This window comes from Sorangium sp. So ce302, from assembly GCF_051530145.1.
GTDB classification, from domain to species: Bacteria; Myxococcota_A; Polyangia; order Polyangiales; family Polyangiaceae; genus Sorangium; species Sorangium cellulosum_B.
Genome location: NZ_CP150326.1, coordinates 6101639 through 6121302, shown reverse-complemented (window position 1 = coordinate 6121302; position 19664 = coordinate 6101639). Strand labels below are relative to the sequence as shown.

Genomic DNA, 19664 nt, shown 5'->3' with positions numbered 1-19664 from the left:
CCGGAGTCCATCCGCGGCGACGACGGCGAGCGCGGGCCTTGGACCGGCGCGCGACAGGCCCTCGGAACACGAGGGAACCCCTGCGCGCCCGGCGCCCGAGCCGCGGGTCGTCTGACGGGTCGCCCGGGGAGAGTCACCGGGACCCAGGCCTCCGGAGCTCGCGGCAAGCGCGAAGCTCCTGGAGGCCAGGCGCCCCGGGGGGCTCCGGATCGGCGACGGCCGTGCAGCTGACGGCCACGTTCCGGGGCCCCCCACCTGTCGCATTTTAGGACATCGCCGCCTGGCAGGCGCACCTGGGTCTGGCGGCTCAGCCGCTGCCCAGCCCGTTACACACCTCGGCGCAGATCGCGCGCCGAGGCGCGGTGCCTGCGCTTGTGCCAGGCCCGGCAGCCCTCGTCCCATGGCGGATCGCTTCTTGCTCCCTCCGGAGCGCGCCGATGCGCCGGCGTCCTCGAGGAATGCTCGCCATGATGTCTTTTGCGACACCCGTCTCGCGTTACATGACCTGTGAAGTCATCGCGGCGTCCGACATGACGCCGCTGCCAGAGGTGCACCGCACGCTGGGCGAGCGCGCGATCTCCTGCGTTCCGATCCTGGATGCGGCGTCGCGCGCGATCGGCGTGCTGTCGCGCACCGACCTGCTCCGGCTCGGCAGGTTCGAGACGAAGACGAACAGCCGAGGAATGCTGCTCACCTTGCCCGATGTCCCCGCGCGGGCCGTGCTGCGCCCGGGCATCATCACCGTCGGGCGCGCGACGCTGGTCGTGCAGGCGGCGAGCGTGCTGCTGAAGCACCGTATCCATCGCGTGTTCGTCCGCGAGGACGAAGCCTTGACCGGCGTGTTCAGCACCAAGGATCTCCTGCTCTCCCTGGTCGAGGCGCGGGACCCGGCGCCGATCGCCGGGCTCATGTCGGCGCCCGCGTACACGATTCCGCTCGACGCGCCGCTCGCGCTCGCCGCCGACCGGCTGACGACGGCGCAGGTGAGCGGGCTCGTGGTGGTGGATCCCGGCGGGTGGCCGGTGGGAATGTTCACCCAGACCGAGGCGCTGCTCGCGCACGGCGTGCTGTCCGATTCACCGGTCGAGGACGTGATGAGCCCGGCCATGGTCTGCCTCGACGTCCGGACGCCGCTCCACCGCGCCGCGGCCGCCGCGCACGCAGCGCAGGCGCGGCGCGTGCTCGTGGTGCAGGGGCGGCGGCTCCGCGGCGTGCTGACGGGGCTGGACTTCGCGCGCGCCGTCGCAGGGACGGGCGTGATCTCCATGGCCGCGAGGTCCAGGGCGGGATAACGCCGGCCGCGGCGAACGCGGCCTCACCGCGCGGCGGCGCGGGCCGCCATCCGCTCGACGACCCCGTCGGCGTCGGCGGTCAGGCGCGCGGCGAGCGCGCGGGCGGCGGCGGGCGAGGCGGACGCGACCCCCTCGACAGCGCCGAGCCGCGCGCGGCGCGGGAGGCGCGGGTCCGCGGCGAGGGCCTGGAGCTCCGTGATCACGCGCGCCGAGGCGGAGGAACGCGTGGCGGCGCGGCCCGCCGCGGTGAGGGCGCGCGCCCTCACGTACGCCGGCGCGCCGGGATCGCGGCCGACCGCGAGCAGCCGATCGACGTCGGCGCCGCCGGCCGCGCGGAGCAGCTCGTAGAAATCCGCGCCTCGGGCAGCGCTCTGGCCGCAGAAGTGCCCCGCGAGCAGCGCCGCGGCGTACGGCGGAAGCGCGGCGGTGGACGCGAGGCGGTCCGGCGCAAACGAGCGAGCCCCCTCGCCCGGAGCCGGCGGCGCGATGGGCGCGCCGCTCGCCGGCGTGTCCGCGTCGGCCGGGAGCGGGACGGCCGCCCCGCCGCCCTGCTCGACGATCCCGCGGTAGAGCGCGCTCGCCCGCACGATCGCCGTCTGTTGCGGCGTCATCGTGCCCGAGAAGTCGCCCCCCGTCGGGAACATGAGATTCCCGAAATCCGGGCAGCGCTCCGCCAGCGGCCTCACGTTGCTGCACTTCGAGGTGTCGTCCAGCGGGTCGCCGAAGTCAGCATCGAACTCGGTGGTGTGGAACAGCCCGGCGAGATGGCCGAGCTCATGGCGCAGGATGATGGTGTCGACAGATGGCTCCTCGTAGAGCGTGACCACGATGCCGCTCAGGTGGGTGCCGTGCTCGACCGCGACCGAGGGCACGGCGGGCGTCACGCCGGACGCATCCTCGATGCGCCCCTCGAACGCCGTCACCGCGATCACGTTGAGGGCCGGACGGCCGGGCGCGCCGGCCGTCTGCTCGAGCACGCCGGGGAGGACCTCTTCGTCGACGAACTCCCACTCCGAGCCGATGTGGTGGACATTGATGCTGCCCACGCCGAGGCCCACGTATCCCTCGTACGCAGAGAGCAGCGCGCGCCGCATGTACTGCTCGGAGACCGCGTCGCCGGCGATGAAGGCATTGATGTCGATCTTCCCGCCGTGAAAGCGCCCGTCGAGCGTCCGGCGGTGCCACACCGAGAGGCGCACCGGCTCTTCCAGGGGGCCGACTCCGCCGTTGCCGAGCTTGATCCAGTAGACGCCCGGCGCGAGCGGCGCGGATGCGTCCGCGCCAGTCTGGGGGACGGCCGCCGCGCCGATGCCCTGGTTGAAGAAGGCGGCCATCGTGCCTGGGATGGTGTAGTCGGCCGCCAGCAGCCTGCCGTCGGGGCCGAGGATGCTCTCGATCCCGATCGGATCGAAGCTCGGCGATGACGCCATGATCTCGGCGACGGCCGTGAAGCCCAGGGTGCCCGGCTGGACGGTCACCGGGATGGCCCCGTCGATGCCGACGTTGTCGTGCTCTTCCTTGACGAGGGGCGGAATCGGTGGCGCCCCCCCCTCGCCGATGCTCCCGCCTTGACCGGCCCCGGAGGAGCCTTGCGGCACGGAGCTCGCGGTGTCTCCGGAGCTCCAGGAGCCGCCGGAGCCGTCGGGTGGCGGCTCGAACCCGTCGACCACCACCCTGCCGCCGCAGGCGCCCGCGACGAGGGCCGCGAGCGCGCCCGCGGCGAGGAGAGCGCCTCCGCGAACCTGCGTTGCCCGGCGCTCACCGCCCGGCTTCCCGTCCACGCGAGACGGATCGATGGCGCTCGATGCCGGTGCAAGCGACGTTGACATAAGCATGCTCCTGCGTCGGTAAGGGCCCTCCCTCACCGCGCGCGCAGTATGCGCGGGCCCTCGCGCGGTGTCACGCGCTGCGCACGCTCGTGACCTCGGCGGGGTGTGCGATGGCGTGAGCGGCGCTCATTCCACTTGCTTGACGCGCATTCTCACCCGACCTGGAGATGCTTCCGTCGCGCCCTCGAAGCGCTCGATGACGATCACGAAGCGCGATACGCCGTCCGCGCCCTGCACGAGCCACGCGGCGTCGTTGGCCGGCGCGGGGGGCGTCGCGCCGGGCTCGAGCCACCGCCCCGTGAAGGCGGTCGCGATGTGGTCGCCGCGGTACGGGAGGGCGGGATCGGAGAGGGCCGCGTGGTCGGCCGCGTCGAACCGCGCCTGCTCCGACGCGGCGGTGCGCGCCTTGACCTCGGCGAGCTCCTCGGAGTCCGACGCATCTGCCTGGAGGTCGACGGCGCGCGTGGTCCCGGGGCCGCCGAGCTCGCCGTTGACGCTGACGAGCGACCTTCGGAAGCAGAGGTTCCACTCCGTCGACGCGCGCGCCTCTTCGGGCGTGAGCATCAGCTGCCGGTTGCCCGCGAGGTCGAGGCAAGCGCTCGGCTCGGTCTCGAGCGCGTCGATGCCGCCCGCGGTCGCGTCGAGATCCTGGATGTCGACGGTCGGGCCGGAGCCGTCGGGGAGCACCTCGGCGTAGCGGAGCTGATAGAGCGCGGTGATCGGCGCCCCGTCCACTTCCCCGTAAAAGGAGAAGATCTGGAGCTTCCAGTACCTGCCCTCGTGCTCGATCGCGTGGACGTGGTAGCGGCTGAAGGCGACGTGCTCCTCGCCGTCGTAGGCGTACCAGCGCGAGAAGGCGCCGCCGGAGTCGTCCGTGAGCAGGAAGGGGGTGCTCGGCAGCTCACCCGCTCTGTAGTCCTCGAGGCCGATCGGCAGCGCCCCGCCTTCGCCGGGACCGCTGAGGCCGCTGTTGGTGAAGACGTCGTAGCCCGAAAGCGCGAGATCCCAGTCGGTGGACGCCGCGCCGTCGCCTTCCACGAGCGCGATCTCCGGCGTGGCGAGGCGGAGGAAGACGCGGCCGGTGGCCGGCACGTCGACCTCGAGGAGCGCGCCGTCGTCCGTGGTCCCGGGGTCGTCACCGCAGGCCGGGGTGAGCAGGAGAAGCGCTGCCGCAACCGATCCTCTTTTCATGAGTCCTCCCACGGTAGATCGGCGCGGACGCCGACGTAAAACGTGCGCCCCTCGAGGGGCCGGTGATCGCCGCGGCGATCGGGGTCCTTTTGCGCGCCAAGCAGGTTCCTGACGCCGAGATACGCTTGCGATGAAGGCCAGAGCGGCCGCGCGAGCCGCGCGTCGAGCGTCGTGAACCCGGGGGCGTACACGTCTTCCTCGGCGCGCGGGTCTCTCTCGACGAACGCGCCGCTGAGGGTCCGGAGGCGGGTGACGAGCTCGATCCGGAGCGGCAGATCGGCGCGGAGCGACGCCTGCGCCGTGTGCGGCGGTTTGCCGGAGAGCGGCTGTCCGGGATCGGCGGTGTCGTCGCGTGTCCAGAGGTAGGCGTAGCCGGCCTCGACGCGGAGCCACGGTGTGGCCTGGAGCGTGGCCGAGAGATCGATGCCAGCGGTGCGGGCCTCGGCGATGTTCGTGTAGGTGTACGTATCGACGCCGTCGGAGGAGCTGACGGGCTTCGGGTCGACGTCGATCAGGTTGTCGACCCAGTTCGAGAAGGCGCCCGCCCGCGCCGTGATCCCCTCTCGGGGGATCCATGTGACATCGCCGTTCACGCCCCAGGACGTCTCGGGGGCGAGCTCCGGGTTGCCCTCGAGGATGTAGCCGAGGCTCGAGTGGTCGAACGAGAAGCCGAGCTCCTTCGCGCTGGGGGCGCGGAATCCCCGCCCGCCGGAGACGCGCAGCGTGAGCGACGGCGAGGGCCGGTACGCGAGGGCGAGGCGTGGGGCGACGACGCCGCCGTAGCGGACGCGGAGCTCGCCGCGAATGCCGGGCATGAGGGTGAGCTCGTCGGTGAGCTTCCATCCGAGCTGGCCGTAGAGCGCGGCGCTGCCGAGCCGGGTGCTGGGCACCTCGTCGTTCGGCGGGATCTCCTCGGTGCCGGAGGTGGTCACGGTCGTGATCTTGAGCACCTGGTCGAGCGTCTCCACCTCGGCGCGCGCCCCGGCGACCCAGGTGCGCTGCCCGTCGGCGACGGTGGCGATCGCCTCGTAGCTCTGGAGCGTGCCCGCGCGCTCGCGCAGCTCCTCGTAGGGCGAGCCGCGCTGGTCGCGGCCGCTCGACCGGAACGCCCATTGTTGGCCTGCGGCGAGGCGCAGGCTGGAGCCGCCGCCGAGGTCGAGCGTCTCGGCGAGGTGCAGGGTGATGCGGTCGGTCACCTCGGGGAGATCGTAGAGGTAGACCCCCAGGACGGGCCGCTCCTTCTGCTCGACGCCGTCCTGCTCGTCGTGGATCCAGCGCGCGCGGAGCCGCAGGTCGATGCCCCTGCCGAGCGCGGCGCCGGCGCGCAGGCCGAGGAGGGTCTGGGAGCGCTCGGGCAGGGCGGTGGGGGCGTCAGCGCCGGCCTCGGGATGGGCGAGGTTCTCGGCGGGCTCGACGAGGGAGAGGCTGTCCTCCCGCTGGAACGAGGCGTCGGCGCTGACCCAGGCGCGCTCGCCCCGGTAGGCGCCCGATCCCTGGAGGACGAGCCCGGCGCGGCTCCGGCCTTCGAGGCGGGCGCGGCCGCTGAAGCCCGGGTGCTCGGGGGGCGCGGAGAGCACGTTGACGACGCCGCCGATGGCGCTGGTGCCGTAGAGCGAGCTGGTCGGCCCGGTGACGAGCTCGATGCGGGAGACGTCGCCGAGCGGGAGGGACGAGAGGTCGATGGCGCCGCCGGCGTCGCCGATGACGCGCTCGCCGTCCTCGAGGACGAGGACGCGGTCGAGGTCGAAGCCCTGGATCTGGATGGCGCTCGGGTTGCCGAGCGCGCCGTAGGCGCTCGGGTTGACCTGGACGCCGAGCTCGCCGTCGAGCGCCTCACCGACGTTGGTGGCGCCGCGGCGCTCGGCCTCGTCGCGGGTGACGACGCGTGTGCGCACGGTGGCGCGCTGGCTGCTCTCGGGGGTGCGGGTGCCGGTGACGACGACCTCGAGGGGAGGCGGCGCGGCGGGCGAGGGGGGAGGCGCTGGAGAGGGAGGAGGCGAAGCGGGAGAGGAAGGCGAAGAAGCGGGAGCGGGAAGAGGCGAAGGGGAAGGAGGCGCGGCGGAGGGCCGTGCGGAAGGGAGCTGCGCGAGCGCAGGGCGCGAGAACGCGGCTGGGACGAGCGCCGGGAGCGGGCAGAAGGCGAGCAACGCGGCGCGCGTCAGGCGCCGACGCCGGGGCACGGTCCTCCCTGGGACATCGGAACGGCAGGCTCGAGGCGCGGGGACGGCGGCATGGGGAGAGCTCGGCCTGTGCGGCGTTCGGTCGATGGGGTGAGGTGGGGTGGGGGATGGTCGCCCGATTCAGGGCGGTCGTCCAGCGGTTCGGGGGCGGCGGGCGCCGTGGGCGGGGTAGATGGCGTGCAGCGGAGCGGGGGAGCAGGGGAGGAGCTCGCGTCGGGACGGAGGTCCGTGGCGGGTGAGCGGCGAGCGCCGACGCCGAGCGACCGACGCCTCGGCGGGTGGCCTGCGGCGCGCCACGAGAGGCCGCGCGGTCGGCGCCCGCCGCGGCCGCGGTCGCGGGGCGGGAGCGGGCCCGACGGCGGAAACCCCAACGAGCGACGCGAGTTGGGCTTGCATTGCTCGACGACGGACGGTAGGGTCCCGCGCCGAATCGCCGGTCCCCATCGTCTAGCCCGGCCCAGGACTCAGCCCTTTCAAGGCTGCTACGCGGGTTCGAATCCCGCTGGGGACGCAATTCATTAATAATTTCAAGAGCTTGGCGACGCGTTGAGCGTCGGCTGGAGGTTCAGGTAGATGCCGCACGAAGTGCGGCAACGCTACTGGGCCTCCGGGTCTCCGAGCGCTCCTTCTCCGGATTCAGGACCGAGCAGCTCTACCTCGCTCCAGAGCGCGTCGAGATCGAGCGAGGGTCCCTCCAGGCCGGGAATACTGCCGACGATCCCGTCGGCCGCCGAGCGCGCGTGCACGTAGCGGCGGTCGGTTCCTAGCTCGAACGTCCTTTCCTGCGGGTCGATGATCCAATACCACCGCACCCCGAAAGACGCGTACTCGTGGAGCTTCTCGACACGGTCGCGTCGCGCGTCCCGCGGGGTAGGAGAGACCACCTCGACAGCGTTCCGCGTGCCGTCGTGTCGGCGTCGGAGCAGGGCGCCCCGACGTCGAGCTCGGGGGAGCTCGGCGCCCCAGTCCCCAGCGCTGGAACCCCTCGGGCCTGTCTGCTGAAGGGAAGCGGATGGGCGAGGGCTTGTCCTGGGCCGCGCGGTTCCTTGGCCCGTCAAAGGGCTCAAGTAAACAACGGACATGTAGGACCTTGTTGCGGCTGGGTTCGTCCACGGCGCACGGGGTACTACCAGCCCCGGCGGGCGACACATCGCTTGTCCGGCGAGTTTACGAGGCCAGCACGAGAACGGCAATCGATACCCAGGCTCGGCCACGGTCGAAACGTGGCGTCCGTGTTTTTGACAACGAGACGGTCGTCTCGTTGTCAGGCATCGGACGCGATGCTGCGAGCGGAGGCCGCCCGAGTCGACTCCGAGTGTCAGCGGTACCGCGCCATGAAGCCGGCGGAGCGAGAGAGCGCGCTACGCGCGGCGTGTACGGGCGAGGCATGCCAAGCGGAGCCGGCGAAGCTGCTCATCGACGCGTCGGCGACGCCAGCGGAAGGAGCAAAATGCTCGAACGTGGCAACCGAGCGACCAGGGCCGTGTCGATCCTAAAAAAAGAATGAGATGGCCTCGGTGCTCCTCCTAATAAGCCCATTCCACCAGTCCGGTGGAAAGCAGGCGGCGGCGAGGCGCCGCTACCGCCGCCGTCGGATGGGCGCTATTTTTCTCTGGCGATGCGCGCTCGTACACGAGCGGAACAGGCTCGGTGATGCGGGGCGCGGAGAAACGGCATTCCGTCAGGCCTGCCGAAGGAGCGACAGCACCCACGGAACTTTCGCCCTCGTCTCGTCGATGCAGGCGAGTATGGCCCCCTCTGCCTCGACAGGAAGAGGTTCCGGGCTCGATTCAACGCGCCGCGACGATCTCGTGCGTGAGTGGAATCTTCTACTTCACGAGCGCGGCGTCGGCGGTCCGTTCCATCTCCGCAGGGCTGGTGGGCCTCGCAGCTTTCACGCGCTTGAAGGGCCGGATCCCGCCGGACGAGACGAGGCTGTACTCGGCGCCCCTCGCTGTCCCGGCTCTCGCCACGCGGCCGCGAGCCACGAGCGCGCGAAGCGTGACGTACACGCTCCCGTTCGGTAGCCCGCTGCGCGCGGCGATCTCCGTCGCCGTTCCTCGCACGAGGGATCGAACGGTTTCGAGCACCACAGCCTCCCGATCGCTCGTGGAGGCTCCCGTCGCGGTCATCGTGCCAGCCGCGGTTCGGTCCGCGCCGGATGCCGGAGCCGAGGTCCTCCTCGTGGACGGTGCGGTCCTCGTGGACGGTGCGGTCCTCGTGGACGGTGCGGTCCTCGTGGACGGTGCGGTCCTCGTGGACGGTGCGGTCCTCGTGGACGGTGCGGTCCTCGTGGACGGTGTGGTCCTCGTGGACGGTGCGGTCCTCGTGGACGGTGCGGTCCTCGTGGAGCTTGACGCTCCCGAGAGCGCGCCCTGCTTCCCGCTCCTCGTAGGCCTCGCCACGCTCCTTTGGGCGTGCGCGGGCCCCTTCCGGGGCTTCGGACGGCGCTCCGAGGAGGCGTTCGCCGCTGGCCGTCCCAGATCGGCCAGCATCGTCGTCACAGTCCGGTGCGCTGCGGCGCGGTGCTCGTCCTGAACTCGTTCGACCAGGCTCAGGATGTCCTTTACAAAGCGGTCCACCCGCTCCTTGATCGCGTCCGAGGCGTTCATGGGGAGCGCCGTAGTAGCACGAACGCTCCGACAGTCGAGAGCTTGCAAGCAAGCTGGGTCGGTCTGGGCAACCGGGTGGCGTCGACTACATGCGCGAGGAGCCGGATCCCGAAGACCATCCGCGCACGCCGCGCCGGCATGTCTTCGGCAACGTCGAGCGCGCTCTCGGGTCAGGCCCCGCCGAGCGGACTCGCCAGGCGCGCGGGAACAAGCGTCCGGTCGAATGCCGCTGCCGCGCGCCTCCCGGCGCCCGCTCACGCCATGCAGGCGAAGGGAGCGGGGAGGGCCTTCCGGGCATCCTCGGGGTGGCGGTCAGCATCGAGCGCAGGCCACCGATGCGCCTCTTCGCCTCGGCCGCCGTTCAGCGGACCTGGTGTCTTCTCCCCGGAGGCTCGCTCCCCGCTGCGGCGATCCAGCGAGGCGACGTCACTGACACGCGTTCGGGGCGGCGGTGCAGTTGCCGAGTGCCGCGCACACATAGGAGCGCGCGCACGTCTTGGCGTCATCCTGAGAGTACGCCACGACGTGCTGGGTCGACCTCCCGAAGGGACTGGTGACGCATATCGCGTGCGTTCGCGCCACCCCCGCCGGGGCGAGCTGAATCCCCTGGAGCGCGGCCCTCGCGGCGGCGCATCCCAGCGCCTCCACTTCCGAGTCCGCGAAGATCACGAGCCCCGGGCCCGCGCAGCGCGTGTCCGACAATGCGGTGTTGAACGTATAGGTGTTTGCCCCACGGCAATCGGTGAAGCTCGGTTCGCGCGTCCGGGTAGCGCCGTCGCGAACCCCGCTGGCATCGCTCCGTCCGTCCTCGGCAGACCTGTCGCCGGCCGAAGGCGATCCGCTCGCGGGGGTGATGGTGAACAGCAAGAAGGCGCTCCAGGCATGTAGCGCCGTTTCGAGCGATCTCATGGACCGTCTCTTATCATAACCGCCCGACCGAGCTCGTTCAGAAGTTGAGTGCTGGCAGGTAGCACGTTGGTTAGGGCTCGTCGGCGCGGATCGCGGGTTGCCTGGGCAATGACAGAGCCTTGAGCGTCGCCGTGGGGGCTCGTGGCGCGACACCGGCGTCTGGCGCGGTCAGGGAGCTACCCTGCAGGACGCCGCAGGCGATCGACCTCTGCCGTTGACACCGCATGCGCAGTGCGGGAGGATGAGCTGAAGCAGCGACCATGAGGCATCACACAAGCCCAGTCGCTGCCTCACCGTCTCGCCCTGTTCGAACGTTGACGGCGGATAAATCGGAAGAAGACAGACGCGGTGCCGTGCGGGGGGCGGGCGGCACGACATGGTGGAGGACCACCAAGGGGCAGCATGCAGATGGTGCCCGTCGGTGAGCGTGGCATTCGGCTCTTCCCTTGACAGCGGTCGTAACGCTCTCTCCTGTGCGAGCGTTGGAGTCACCATCCCATGCAAAATACATCTCGATCGCAGGTGGATAGCAGCGCTCCCCAGCCGCTCACCGGCAGCACGCGGCGGAGGATCGTGCGGGCGCTCGTCCGTGCGGAGTCCCGGTCCAACGGGGCGGGGCCGCCGCGGCTTGGGGCGATCGTGCCCGGCATCGGTACGGCGATCGCGCTGCTGGCCGACCCGACCGAGCTCCAGCGCGCAGGCCACGAGGCGCTTGGTGATGTATTTACCCTATCGCTGTTCGGGCTGCCGCTCACGTTCGTCGGCGGCAAGGACGCCACACAGCGCTTCATCGACGCGGGTGAAGAGCTGAACCTCGTGGACGCGTACCGGCGGCTCGCCGGCAGGATGCTCGGCGAAGACCTCTTCGTCGAGGTCCAGGCCCACGTGCTCCGCGCGCTCTCCGGCGCGTCCGTGCGTCGCCAGAGCGGCCCTCTCGCGGATTTCACGGCGCGGTTCCTGCGCGCGCGGCTCGCCGGCGGCGAGATCGACGCGCTCGCGCTCGCCAACGACCTCGTGCTGCACATGGCTTGCCGGTTCGTGTGCGGCGACACCATCTCCGAGCCGCTGTGCGACGAGCTCGCGCGCCAGTTTCACATCCTCGAGAGCGAGCTGAACCTCACGGGCTTCTTCCTGCCCATCGAGACGCCCTCGGCGAAGCGCCGCAAGCAGGCGCGGGAGCGCATCATCTCGATCTTCATGAGCGAGGTGCGGCGCGTGGCGGCCGAGGGCAGCGCCGACCCGGAAGGTTATCTCCATGCGGTGATCAAGAGTTCCCTCGGGGACGAGCCCACGGCCGCGACGCCCGAGCAGCTCCGCAATGCCGCGCTCGCCGTGATGGGCGCGGTGTTCGGCGCGCACACGAACACGGCCATGAGCCTCGCCGCGAGCCTGTCGGAGCTGCTGGAGCACCCGCGGGCGCTCGCCGCGGTGCTCGAGGAGCAATCTCGCGTCCTCCAGGATGGGCAAGCCCTCGATCTCGGCGCGCTCTGCCGCATGCCGGTGTTGCTCCGCTCCATCAACGAGTCGCTGCGCCTCCATGGCAACGGTGGCCTCTGGCGGGTTTCGCGGAGCCCGGTGGAGCTGGGCGGCCACCTGATCCCGGCCGGCAGCCTCATCGGGATGTCGATGGGGCTCGTCAACGGCGATTCGTCGTTCTACCACGATCCGTCTCGCTACGAGCCCGATCGGTATTGCGACATGAAGACGGACGCCTTCCAGAGCCCGGCAGTCAAGGAGCGGCGGTTTGGCGCGTTCGGGCTCGGCCATCACCTCTGCCCTGGCCGGACGCTCGCCTACACGATGTTGGGAATTGCGCTCACCGTGCTCCTGCGCGACTTCCGGATCGAGGTGCTTCGCCGGCCGCGCGCGTGGCTCGACCTCATGATGGGCGGCATGGCACGCCCGGTCGGTCAGCTCCGTCTCCGTGTGACGCCTGCGCGCCGCGCGCCCGCAGGCGTGATTCCACTTTCGATATCGGACGAGCGGTATTGCCGCTCCGGCGACAAGGCCGAAGCGCCGCTGCCGCTGTGAGCTCGGCCTGAACGGGCCGCAAGGCCCGCCGAGCGCTGCGGAGCGGAACTCGACCTCGTCGATCACGACGTACCGCGAGTCGGGCACGCCCCCGTGGAGGAAGCCTCTCTTGTCGCGGGCCTTCAAGCAGTCGAGGCGCTGTACAGCGGACCAAGCTCGCCCACCTCTTCGCACCGGTGCGCGAGATGCGATGACGCACGGCGTTGGCTCATGCGTTACCCTGGATGGTGCGTAGAGGTAGGGAGAACTCTGCCCAGGAGGAAACGCTTTCGTTGCGATGACACACCCGGTACCTTGATGGTAGCGAGGGCGCCTACGATCGTGCCTGGCAGGTCTCGCCCTCGAAGGAGTGTGCTCGACCATGGAACTACTGCTGGGAGCCCTGCTCGGTCTCACGCTCATCGTGATCGCCGTGCTCGTCGTATGGCTGACGAGGCTGAGGGCCGAGAAGAAAAAGCTCGCCGGAGCCCGCGAAGCTGCCGAGCGGATGAAGGCCGAGCGAGAGCAGGCTCTCTTGGGTCTCCAGGAGCAGCATGATCGCGTCTTCTCGGAACTCGCGCGACTCCAGCAGACGCATGCGGCCATGATCAACCGCTTCCAAGGCATCGTCGATGTCGAGTCAGAGCGACAGCGTGTGCTTGCTCAGCTCGAGGCAGATCGGTCACGCCTGCAAAGGGAGATCGAGCGCAGCACAGCCGAGTGGGGGCAAGCTCTGCGAGATCTGCAGGGGCAACATCTGACCGCAGGCACAGAGCTGGAAAAGCTCCGCCAGGGCCACGCTGTCCTCAACCATGCTTATGCCGCCCTCGCCACCGCCGAGAGGGAGAAGCGGAACGCCGTCGAGCATCTCGCCTCTCAACAGGTGCAGCTACAGAACGAGCTTCAAACCATGAGCGAGCGCCTCGGCCGCATCGCTGCGACGGAGCAGGAGAAGCAGCGCGCCGTCGCTCAGCTCGATACCGAGCGGGCGCGTCTGCACGGTGACGTCACGCAGGCCAGGGCGCAGTGGGATCAGACATTGCAGGGACTCCAGGGCCAGTTCCATCAGGGCACGGCGGACCTGACGTCGCTGCAGGCCAGCGTCGCGAAGCTCCGTGCCGAACACAGCGCGCTCGACGAGGAATCGACCCTCCGGTCCTTCGGCTTCTACCGGCCGCGGTACGATTTCTCGTCGTCGGAGCACTATCAGCGCAAGCTCGAGCACATTCGGGATCGTCAGAAGCAGATGCTCAAGGACAAGTCAGCCGCCACGTGCAGCACCGTGTGGACGGTCGACGGGAGCGTCACGGAAGGGCGGAGGCAGATCAACCAGACCCTCAAGCTCATCGTGCGCGCGTTCAATGGCGAGTCCGACGCCGCCATCGCGAGGGTGAGCTACAAGAACGTGAACGTGATGGAGTCTCGCATCAAGAAGTCGTGGGAGGCCATCAATGGGCTCGTCGAGGTGCAGCAGTGCGAGATCGCGACGGCATACCTCGATCTCAAGCTTCAAGAGCTGTATCTTGCATTTGAGTACCAGGAGAAGATTCAGGCCGAGAAGGAGGAGCAGCGGCGTATCCGTGAACAGATGCGCGAGGAGGAGGTCGCGCAGCGCGAGCTCGAAAAGGCGAGGCTGGAGGCGGAGCGAGAAGAGCAGCGCTACGAGGAGGCGCTGCGAAAAGCTCAAGAGGAGGTAGCGAAGGCCGCCGGCGCGAAGCAGCAGAAGCTCCAAGCCCAGATCGAGGCGCTGCAGAAGAAGCTCGAAGAAGCGCACGTCAACAAGGAGCGTGCGATCTCCCGAGCGCAGATGACGCGCTCGGGGCATGTCTATGTGATCTCCAACATCGGCTCGTTCGGGGAGCACATCTACAAGATAGGCATGACGCGCCGTCTGGATCCCTTGGATCGCGTGCAGGAGCTCGGTGATGCGTCGGTGCCGTTCGCGTTCGATGTTCATGCGATGATTTACTCGGATGATGCTCCGGCGTTGGAAACTGCCCTGCATCGAGCGTTTCACGAGCGACGTATCAACCTGGTCAACGAAAAGAAGGAGTTCTTTCAGGTCGAGATCGACGAGATCGCCAGGACCGTTCGGAGGATGCACGGCGAAATCGAGATCACCCGCGTTGCAGAGGCCGAGCAGTACCGCAAGACGATTGCAATGAGGCAAGAGAAAGAGGCGGCACAGCAGGCCTCGGCGCCGGCTCGCCTCGCGCCCCAGGGGCAGCCGATCGCGGCGTATGCGCCTGCCTAGCACGTTGTCGCCCAAGGTCGCGTTGGCGGTGGCGACCTGTCGAGATCGGTGATTCCGTTTGGGCCGGACGCGTCGTGACGACGGATCGCATCCCAGCGTGCGTATTCCGGCAGACGTGAGGGCTCGCCCCATTGGGACGAGCTTCTACGTGCTCGCCCGTGAGCGCTTCGCCATCAGCGGGGATGATAAGGAACCTCGGAGCGCCGACGTCGATGAAATCTGATATGCTCATTAACCGCGAGGTCGGTTTACCATGACCCATCAAGTAGACGACCCCCTGGACGTTGGCTTCATGCAGCTCGCCGTGGACGCCTCGAGCGACGCCCTGCGCGCCGGCAACATGCCGTTCGGCGCCGTGCTCGTGCAAGGCGGCCAGGTGCTCCAGGTGAGCTTCAACCAGCGGCGAACGGCCAACGCAGGGCAGGGCGACTGCACCGCTCACGCCGAGGTGGTGTTGATCCGCGCAGCGACGGCGGCGCACGGCCCGGAAGCGCTCGCGGGCGGCACCGTGTACGCCAGCGGGGAGCCTTGCGCCATGTGCTCGGGGGCGTTGTTCTGGGCGGGGGTGAGCCGCATCGTCTACGCCGCCAACACGCCGGACATCATCGCGGTGCTCGGCGGGCGAGCTCTGCCGGTGCGCTCCCACGAGGTGCTGGCGAACGCCTCGCCCGCCGTGCGCGTGGACGGGCCGATCCCGCGAGAGGCCGTCGTGGCGCTGCTGCGGAGCGCTGTGGAGCGGTCGTAGCCCGCTCCGCGCCCGACAGGCCATCACCCGGCCCGCGCGGCGCCCTTGCCGATCTCCACGATCCGCGCCGCCAGCCGTTCGGCCGCTCGGCGCCGCGGCGGGTGACGAGCCGGTAACACACGGTGCCCAGCTCGGGCACGGGCCGCAGGATCACCCCGCGCGGGGGCGCGCAGATGCCGTTCACCACGGCGACGCCGAGGCCGAGCGCCGCGAACTGGAGCATGAGCGGCCAGCCGTCGGCCTCGATGGGCGGAGCGACCTCGTGGCCGAGGCGCGCGATGGCGCGGCCGATCAAATCGCGGTGCGATCGGCCCGCGGGGGGCAGCACGAGGCGCTCGCCCGTGAGGTCCATGAGGCGCAGCGAGCGGCGGCGCGCGAGGCGGTGGCGGCGCGGCATGGCCACGCAGAGCGGCGTGCGCAGCACGTCGCGCGCAACGAGCTCGGGCGGCACGAGATCGAGCACGCCGACCGCGAGGTGCGCGTCGCCCGCGCGCACCGCCGCGCAGGCCGACGGCGCGCCCAGCGTGAGCAGGCGGAGGCTCGCCCCCTCGGCGGCGAAGCGCGTCAGGGCCGGGCCGAGCAAGTAGAGGAACGCGCCCTCGCCGGCGGCGAGCGTGACCGACTCGCGCTGCGGCTCGCCGCGCAGATCCCGCGCGAACGCCTCGGCCCGCGCGACCGCGTCGCGGGCGTGCGCGGCCACGCGCAGGCCGCGTTCGGTGAGGCGGAGCTGCTTGCCCGAGCGCTCGTAGAGCGGCGCCCCGAGCTCGTCGCCGAGCCGGCGCACCCGCTCGAAGAGCGCCGGCTGCGAGAGCCCCACGCGCCGCGCGGCGTGCGTGAAATTGAGGGTGTCGGCGAAGGCCACGAAGGCGCGGAGGAGGTCGCCGTCGAGTATCGGTCCAGCCGATGGCATATCCGATCATTCTAGTCGACGCCGATGGTCCGGTCCCCAAGATCGAACGTCAAAGGAGGCCGCCATGAACGCTTCGAATCCCGTCGTTCTCCGAGACAGCCACGCCTGGTGGGAGGCCGTGAAGAAGGATCCGGAGGCGCTCGTCGCCTGGCTCCTGGATCAATACCGCGGCGAGGCCACCGCGGCCGGCCGCATCGAGATGCTGCGCGACGCGTTCGCGGAGCCCGGGACGCGCGCGCACCGGATCCTCGGCGTCATCGCCGGGCAGGAGCGGCGTCACGCCGTCTGGGTGGGCGACCTGCTCACCGCCCGCGGGAATCGAGCCGAAGATCGGCGCGAAGCGCGAGCGTTACTGGAAGGAGCCCCTCGATGTCGTCCGCGATCTCGAGACCGGGTGCGCGGTGGGCGCGCACTCCGAGCGCATGCGCCTCGAGCGCATCGAGGTCATCGCCGCCGACCCGGCGGCGCCCCCCGACGTGCGCGCGGTGTTCGAGCGCATCGTGCCCGAGGAGCGCTTCCACACGCGCGCCTTCGCGGAGCTCGCGGGCGCCGAGGCGCTGGCGGCGACGCAGGGCGCGCACGATCTCGGCCGCCGCGCGCTCGGTCTCGCGCCATGAGCCGCGCCGCGGCTCGTTCACGGCGGCCCCCGCCGGCTCGGCCGTCACGCGGCGCGCGGGTCCTCGCGGGGTGAGCGCGACGTATCCGCTCAGAATACGATCGTGGAGTACGGGCAGCGCTTCTTGATCTCGTCCACATCGCACGCCTGAGGTGGCATGCAGTTGAACGAGGGCGAGCAGCTCGGGTCCTGCTCGCAGCCGCAGCCGCACTCGTTGGAGACGTGGGTCAGGCCTCCGGTGCAGGCGAAGTCGATGAGCGCGCACTCCTCCGGGCTGGTGCTCACGTACTGGCGCCACCACTCGCTCGACGCGTCGCATCCGCAGTAACGCTCGGTGCAGGCCACGCCGCCGCCGGCGGTGCAGGTGCAGGTGTTGCAGCCGTCGAGGGAGGGGAAGCTGTCGCCCTGCCCGTATCCCACTCCTCCGTAGGTGCAGGCCTCCAGACAGCCCTTCTCCGTGCATGCGACGCTGCCATCCTCGCCGCACGAGCAGGTGTTGCAGCCGTCGAGGGCAGGGAAGCTGTCGCCCGGCCTGTACTCCACGCCTCCATACGTGCAGCCCTCCGGGCAAGCCAGGTCCGTGCACACGATTTCGCCGTCCGCGTTGCACGTGCAGCTGTTGCAGCCGTCGCCCGGTGGGACCGGCGCCCCCGCCGCGTAACCGATGCCGTCTCGCTCACAGCCGTGACACGCGATCTTGGTACAGCCGACGCTCCCGGAGCCCGAGGGATCGCAGGTGCAGGTGTTGCACCCGTCGGACGCCGGGAAGGACTCACCGGGCGGGTAGGCGAGCCCCTCGTAGATGCAGCCGTCGGTGCACTCGATCAGCGTGCAGGCGACGTTCCCGTCCTCCATGCAGAAGCAGCTGTTGCACCCGTCCCCGGCAGGGAACGACTCGCCGGGCGCGTGCGTGACCCCTCCCCACGTGCAGTCGGAGGTGCACGCCATATCGGTGCAGGCGACGTTCCCGTCCTCCGCGCAGGAGCAGCTGTTGCACCCGTCCTTGTCACGAAATTCGTCGCCGGGGCTGTAGTCGACGCCGTCGTACTCACAGGTCGTCCACCCGAGCGGCCCGCAGCCCGCGAGCGCGCCGGAAAGGGCGAGCGCGAGCGAGAACACGGGGCCGAAATGAAGCCAGGTAGGTCGAAGGTCTGTCATTGGATTCGCTCCTGTGCCAAAGAGTGCCAGGGCCGCGCGTGGAAAAATCCCGAGAAAGACGCGCGGTTTGATGCAAGACGGCGTTCAAGAAAAACCTGTGCCAGCCACGTCGAGGACCACGCGTTCTGACGCATGCGCGAGTTCTTCGGCAAGATGGAGAGGCTTGTACTTTAGCGGATGATCGTCTAATATAACGGATATGACTGCTCCGCGTCCCATCCCTGCTCAGCTGCTCCGCGCAGCGCTGCGTGCCGTCCTCCTTTTCGCCCTGCTGGTGTCGTGCGGCGCGGCGGGCTGCTCGCGCGACGACGCTTCGCGTGCCTCCGCAGCCGGAGCGGAGGGCGAGTTCGAGACGCTCGAGCTCCGCTATCAGGGCAACAACGGCACGGTGTCGCCGATCGAGCTCGCGGAAGATCTCGGTTACCTCGCGCCGATCCGCCTGAATTTCATCGGCAGCACGGTGAGCGGCCCCCAGAGCGTACAGGCCGTGGTCACCGGCGACACCGACTTCGGCGGCGCCTTCAACGGCGCCATCGTCAAGCTGATCGCGGCCAAGGCGCCCATCATCGCCGTCGCGGGCTACTACGGTGTCGACGAGCAACGCCAGAGCGGCTTCTACGTGCTGAACGACAGCCCGCTGCGCACCGCGCGCGATCTGCTGGACAAGACGATCTCCATGAACACGCTCGGCGCCCACAGCGAGTTCATGGTCAAGGAGTTTCTGTCGCGAGGCCAGCTCGCGCCGGAGGAGGCCCGGCGCGTCACGCTGCTCGTCGTTCCCCCGGTGAACGGCGAGCAGCTGCTCCGCGAGAAGCAGGTCGACGTGGCGGCGCTCGGCGACATCTACCGCGATCGCGCGCTCGAGCGCGGCGGCATTCGTTCGCTGTTCTCGGACCATGAGCTCTACGGCAAGTTCACCGCCGGCAGCTACGTGATGAAGACGAGCTTCATCAAGCAAAACCCCAAGACCGCGCGGCGCTTCGTCGAGGCGACGGCCAAGGCCATCGAGTGGGCCCGGGACACGCCGCGCGAGACGGTGGTGGCGCGCTGCATCGCGCTGATGAAGAAGCGCGGCCGGAACGAGGAGGACTCGGCCATCAAGTTCTGGCGCAGCTACGGCGTCGCCGGCAAGGGGGGCCTGATCACGGAGCGCGATTTCCAGGTCTGGATCGACTGGATGGTCAAGAGCGGGGAGCTCAAGCCGGGCGAGATCTCTCTGAGCCGCGTCTACACGAACGAGCTCAACCCCTACGTGAACGAGCAGGCCGCGAAATAGTCGGGGTCGGTCGCCCCCCTGGATGCGTCAGGGCAGCGTGCGGGGCTTCCAGAAACCTTCAAGCTTCTCCTCTCTCAGGACTTGATCGAGGAAGCTGCGATCGACCCAGGGCTCGAAGTCGAACGTCGTGCGGATCAGGCCCAGGCGCTTGGCGTCGGCGATGCTCGTCTTGTAACGAGCGACCACGTACGCGTCCACGAGCGGGCTGTCCCTGTCGCGCACCGACTCGCCGGCCCAGTCCTCCTTTCGACGGCAGATCGCCGAGCAGCGAGAAATCGGTCAGCCCGTTGGCGTACGTCTCGTTCACGGCCGGCCCGGCGCCGCGCAGGAAGTTCCAGCGCACCGGCACGCCATCGCTCTTGAATTCACTCTCGAGCGCGCTGTTCAGGTTGAGCAGCGACCAGGCCGAGCCCCCCACCACCGGGCGATTGCCGACGCCCACGCCCGGGTTGGCGACGCGGATCTCGCTCGGTTTTTCTGCCGCCTGGGCGCTCAGCGCGATGGCGAGCGGCGCGAGCACCAGGGCGAGCAGCTTGAACAGCTGTTTCATGCAAAGCTTCCTTCCGTTGGGCGTCCGTCGCAAACTATCGAACGGACGATGTGTCCACTATAACGGATGAGCTGGTCGAGCGAAAGTGGGCATCGCGCGACGACGCTCTGATCTGGGGAGAGTGATGGCCGG

General features: G+C 69.8%; 16 protein-coding genes, 1 tRNA gene and 1 pseudogene. 8 read left to right on the top strand and 10 right to left on the bottom strand.

Annotated elements, in window-relative coordinates; genetic code table 11:
- Positions 1–467 precede the first annotated feature (467 nt).
- Positions 468–1292, top strand: coding sequence for a CBS domain-containing protein (locus WME73_RS23165; protein WP_437917087.1), 825 nt, complete (start codon positions 468–470; stop codon positions 1290–1292).
- Between the two features lie 23 nt (positions 1293–1315).
- Here the strand turns inward: WME73_RS23165 and WME73_RS23160 are convergent, their stop codons facing one another.
- From WME73_RS23160 to WME73_RS23150, 3 genes are all read right to left on the bottom strand, one after another.
- The gene (locus WME73_RS23160; RefSeq protein ID WP_437917086.1) at positions 1316–3121 is read right to left on the bottom strand and encodes a hypothetical protein; all 1806 of its coding nucleotides are present in this window, start codon (positions 3119–3121) and stop codon (positions 1316–1318) included.
- A gap of 126 nt (positions 3122–3247) precedes the next feature.
- Positions 3248–4312 (bottom strand): HmuY family protein, encoded by a 1065-nt coding sequence (locus WME73_RS23155; protein ID WP_437917085.1) that lies wholly within the window; start codon positions 4310–4312, stop codon positions 3248–3250.
- Positions 4309–6207 carry a TonB-dependent receptor plug domain-containing protein gene (locus tag WME73_RS23150; RefSeq protein ID WP_437917084.1) on the bottom strand — a complete coding sequence of 633 codons (1899 nt, stop codon included), beginning with the start codon at positions 6205–6207 and terminating at the stop codon, positions 4309–4311. The genes WME73_RS23155 and WME73_RS23150 overlap by 4 nt, the downstream gene beginning before the upstream one ends.
- Before the next feature lie 721 nt (positions 6208–6928).
- Between WME73_RS23150 and WME73_RS23145 the strand changes: the two genes are divergently transcribed.
- Positions 6929–7003, top strand: a tRNA-Glu gene (locus tag WME73_RS23145).
- Positions 7004–7088: 85 nt separating this feature from the next.
- Here WME73_RS23145 and WME73_RS23140 read toward each other — a convergent pair.
- Together WME73_RS23140 and WME73_RS23135 are read right to left on the bottom strand one after the other, a co-directional pair.
- Positions 7089–7376 (bottom strand): Uma2 family endonuclease, encoded by a 288-nt coding sequence (locus WME73_RS23140; protein ID WP_437917083.1) that lies wholly within the window; start codon positions 7374–7376, stop codon positions 7089–7091.
- Between the two features lie 945 nt (positions 7377–8321).
- A complete protein-coding gene (locus WME73_RS23135) occupies positions 8322–8582 on the bottom strand; it encodes a helix-turn-helix domain-containing protein (protein ID WP_437747544.1) in 261 nt (86 codons plus the stop codon).
- 94 nt (positions 8583–8676) lie between these two features.
- On the opposite strand from WME73_RS23135, the gene WME73_RS23130 reads away from it, so the two are divergent.
- On the top strand, positions 8677–9030 hold the full coding sequence (locus WME73_RS23130; RefSeq protein ID WP_437917082.1) for a hypothetical protein: 354 nt from the start codon (positions 8677–8679) through the stop codon (positions 9028–9030).
- Positions 9031–9530: 500 nt separating this feature from the next.
- Here the strand turns inward: WME73_RS23130 and WME73_RS23125 are convergent, their stop codons facing one another.
- Positions 9531–9971: a hypothetical protein gene (locus tag WME73_RS23125; RefSeq protein WP_437917081.1), complete on the bottom strand. Its 441-nt coding sequence runs from the start codon at positions 9969–9971 to the stop codon at positions 9531–9533.
- Between the two features lie 540 nt (positions 9972–10511).
- Here WME73_RS23125 and WME73_RS23120 point away from each other — a divergent pair.
- The 3 genes from WME73_RS23120 (at position 10512) to WME73_RS23110 (ending at position 15022) form a co-directional block, all read left to right on the top strand.
- Positions 10512–12044, top strand: coding sequence for a cytochrome P450 (locus WME73_RS23120; protein WP_437917080.1), 1533 nt, complete (start codon positions 10512–10514; stop codon positions 12042–12044).
- 361 nt (positions 12045–12405) lie between these two features.
- On the top strand, positions 12406–14277 hold the full coding sequence (locus WME73_RS23115; protein WP_437917079.1) for a DUF4041 domain-containing protein: 1872 nt from the start codon (positions 12406–12408) through the stop codon (positions 14275–14277).
- 253 nt (positions 14278–14530) lie between these two features.
- Positions 14531–15022, top strand: coding sequence for a nucleoside deaminase (locus WME73_RS23110; protein WP_437917078.1), 492 nt, complete (start codon positions 14531–14533; stop codon positions 15020–15022).
- Positions 15023–15110: 88 nt separating this feature from the next.
- On the opposite strand, the pseudogene WME73_RS23105 reads toward WME73_RS23110, so the two are convergent.
- Positions 15111–15932, bottom strand: a pseudogene (locus WME73_RS23105) (LysR substrate-binding domain-containing protein); the annotation flags it as partial.
- Between the two features lie 49 nt (positions 15933–15981).
- Entirely contained in the window at positions 15982–16212 is a 231-nt protein-coding gene (locus tag WME73_RS23100; protein ID WP_437917077.1) for a hypothetical protein, read from the bottom strand.
- Between the two features lie 121 nt (positions 16213–16333).
- Here WME73_RS23100 and WME73_RS23095 point away from each other — a divergent pair, with 121 nt between their 5' ends.
- The gene (locus tag WME73_RS23095; protein ID WP_437917076.1) at positions 16334–16549 is read left to right on the top strand and encodes a hypothetical protein; all 216 of its coding nucleotides are present in this window, start codon (positions 16334–16336) and stop codon (positions 16547–16549) included.
- 89 nt (positions 16550–16638) lie between these two features.
- Here the strand turns inward: WME73_RS23095 and WME73_RS23090 are convergent, their stop codons facing one another.
- Positions 16639–17706 (bottom strand): hypothetical protein, encoded by a 1068-nt coding sequence (locus tag WME73_RS23090; RefSeq protein ID WP_437917075.1) that lies wholly within the window; start codon positions 17704–17706, stop codon positions 16639–16641.
- 199 nt (positions 17707–17905) lie between these two features.
- On the opposite strand from WME73_RS23090, the gene WME73_RS23085 reads away from it, so the two are divergent.
- Positions 17906–18982: an ABC transporter substrate-binding protein gene (locus WME73_RS23085; protein WP_437917074.1), complete on the top strand. Its 1077-nt coding sequence runs from the start codon at positions 17906–17908 to the stop codon at positions 18980–18982.
- A 58-nt stretch (positions 18983–19040) separates the two neighbouring features.
- Here the strand turns inward: WME73_RS23085 and WME73_RS23080 are convergent, their stop codons facing one another.
- Entirely contained in the window at positions 19041–19532 is a 492-nt protein-coding gene (locus tag WME73_RS23080) for a hypothetical protein (RefSeq protein WP_437747538.1), read from the bottom strand.
- Positions 19533–19664: the final 132 nt, after the last annotated feature.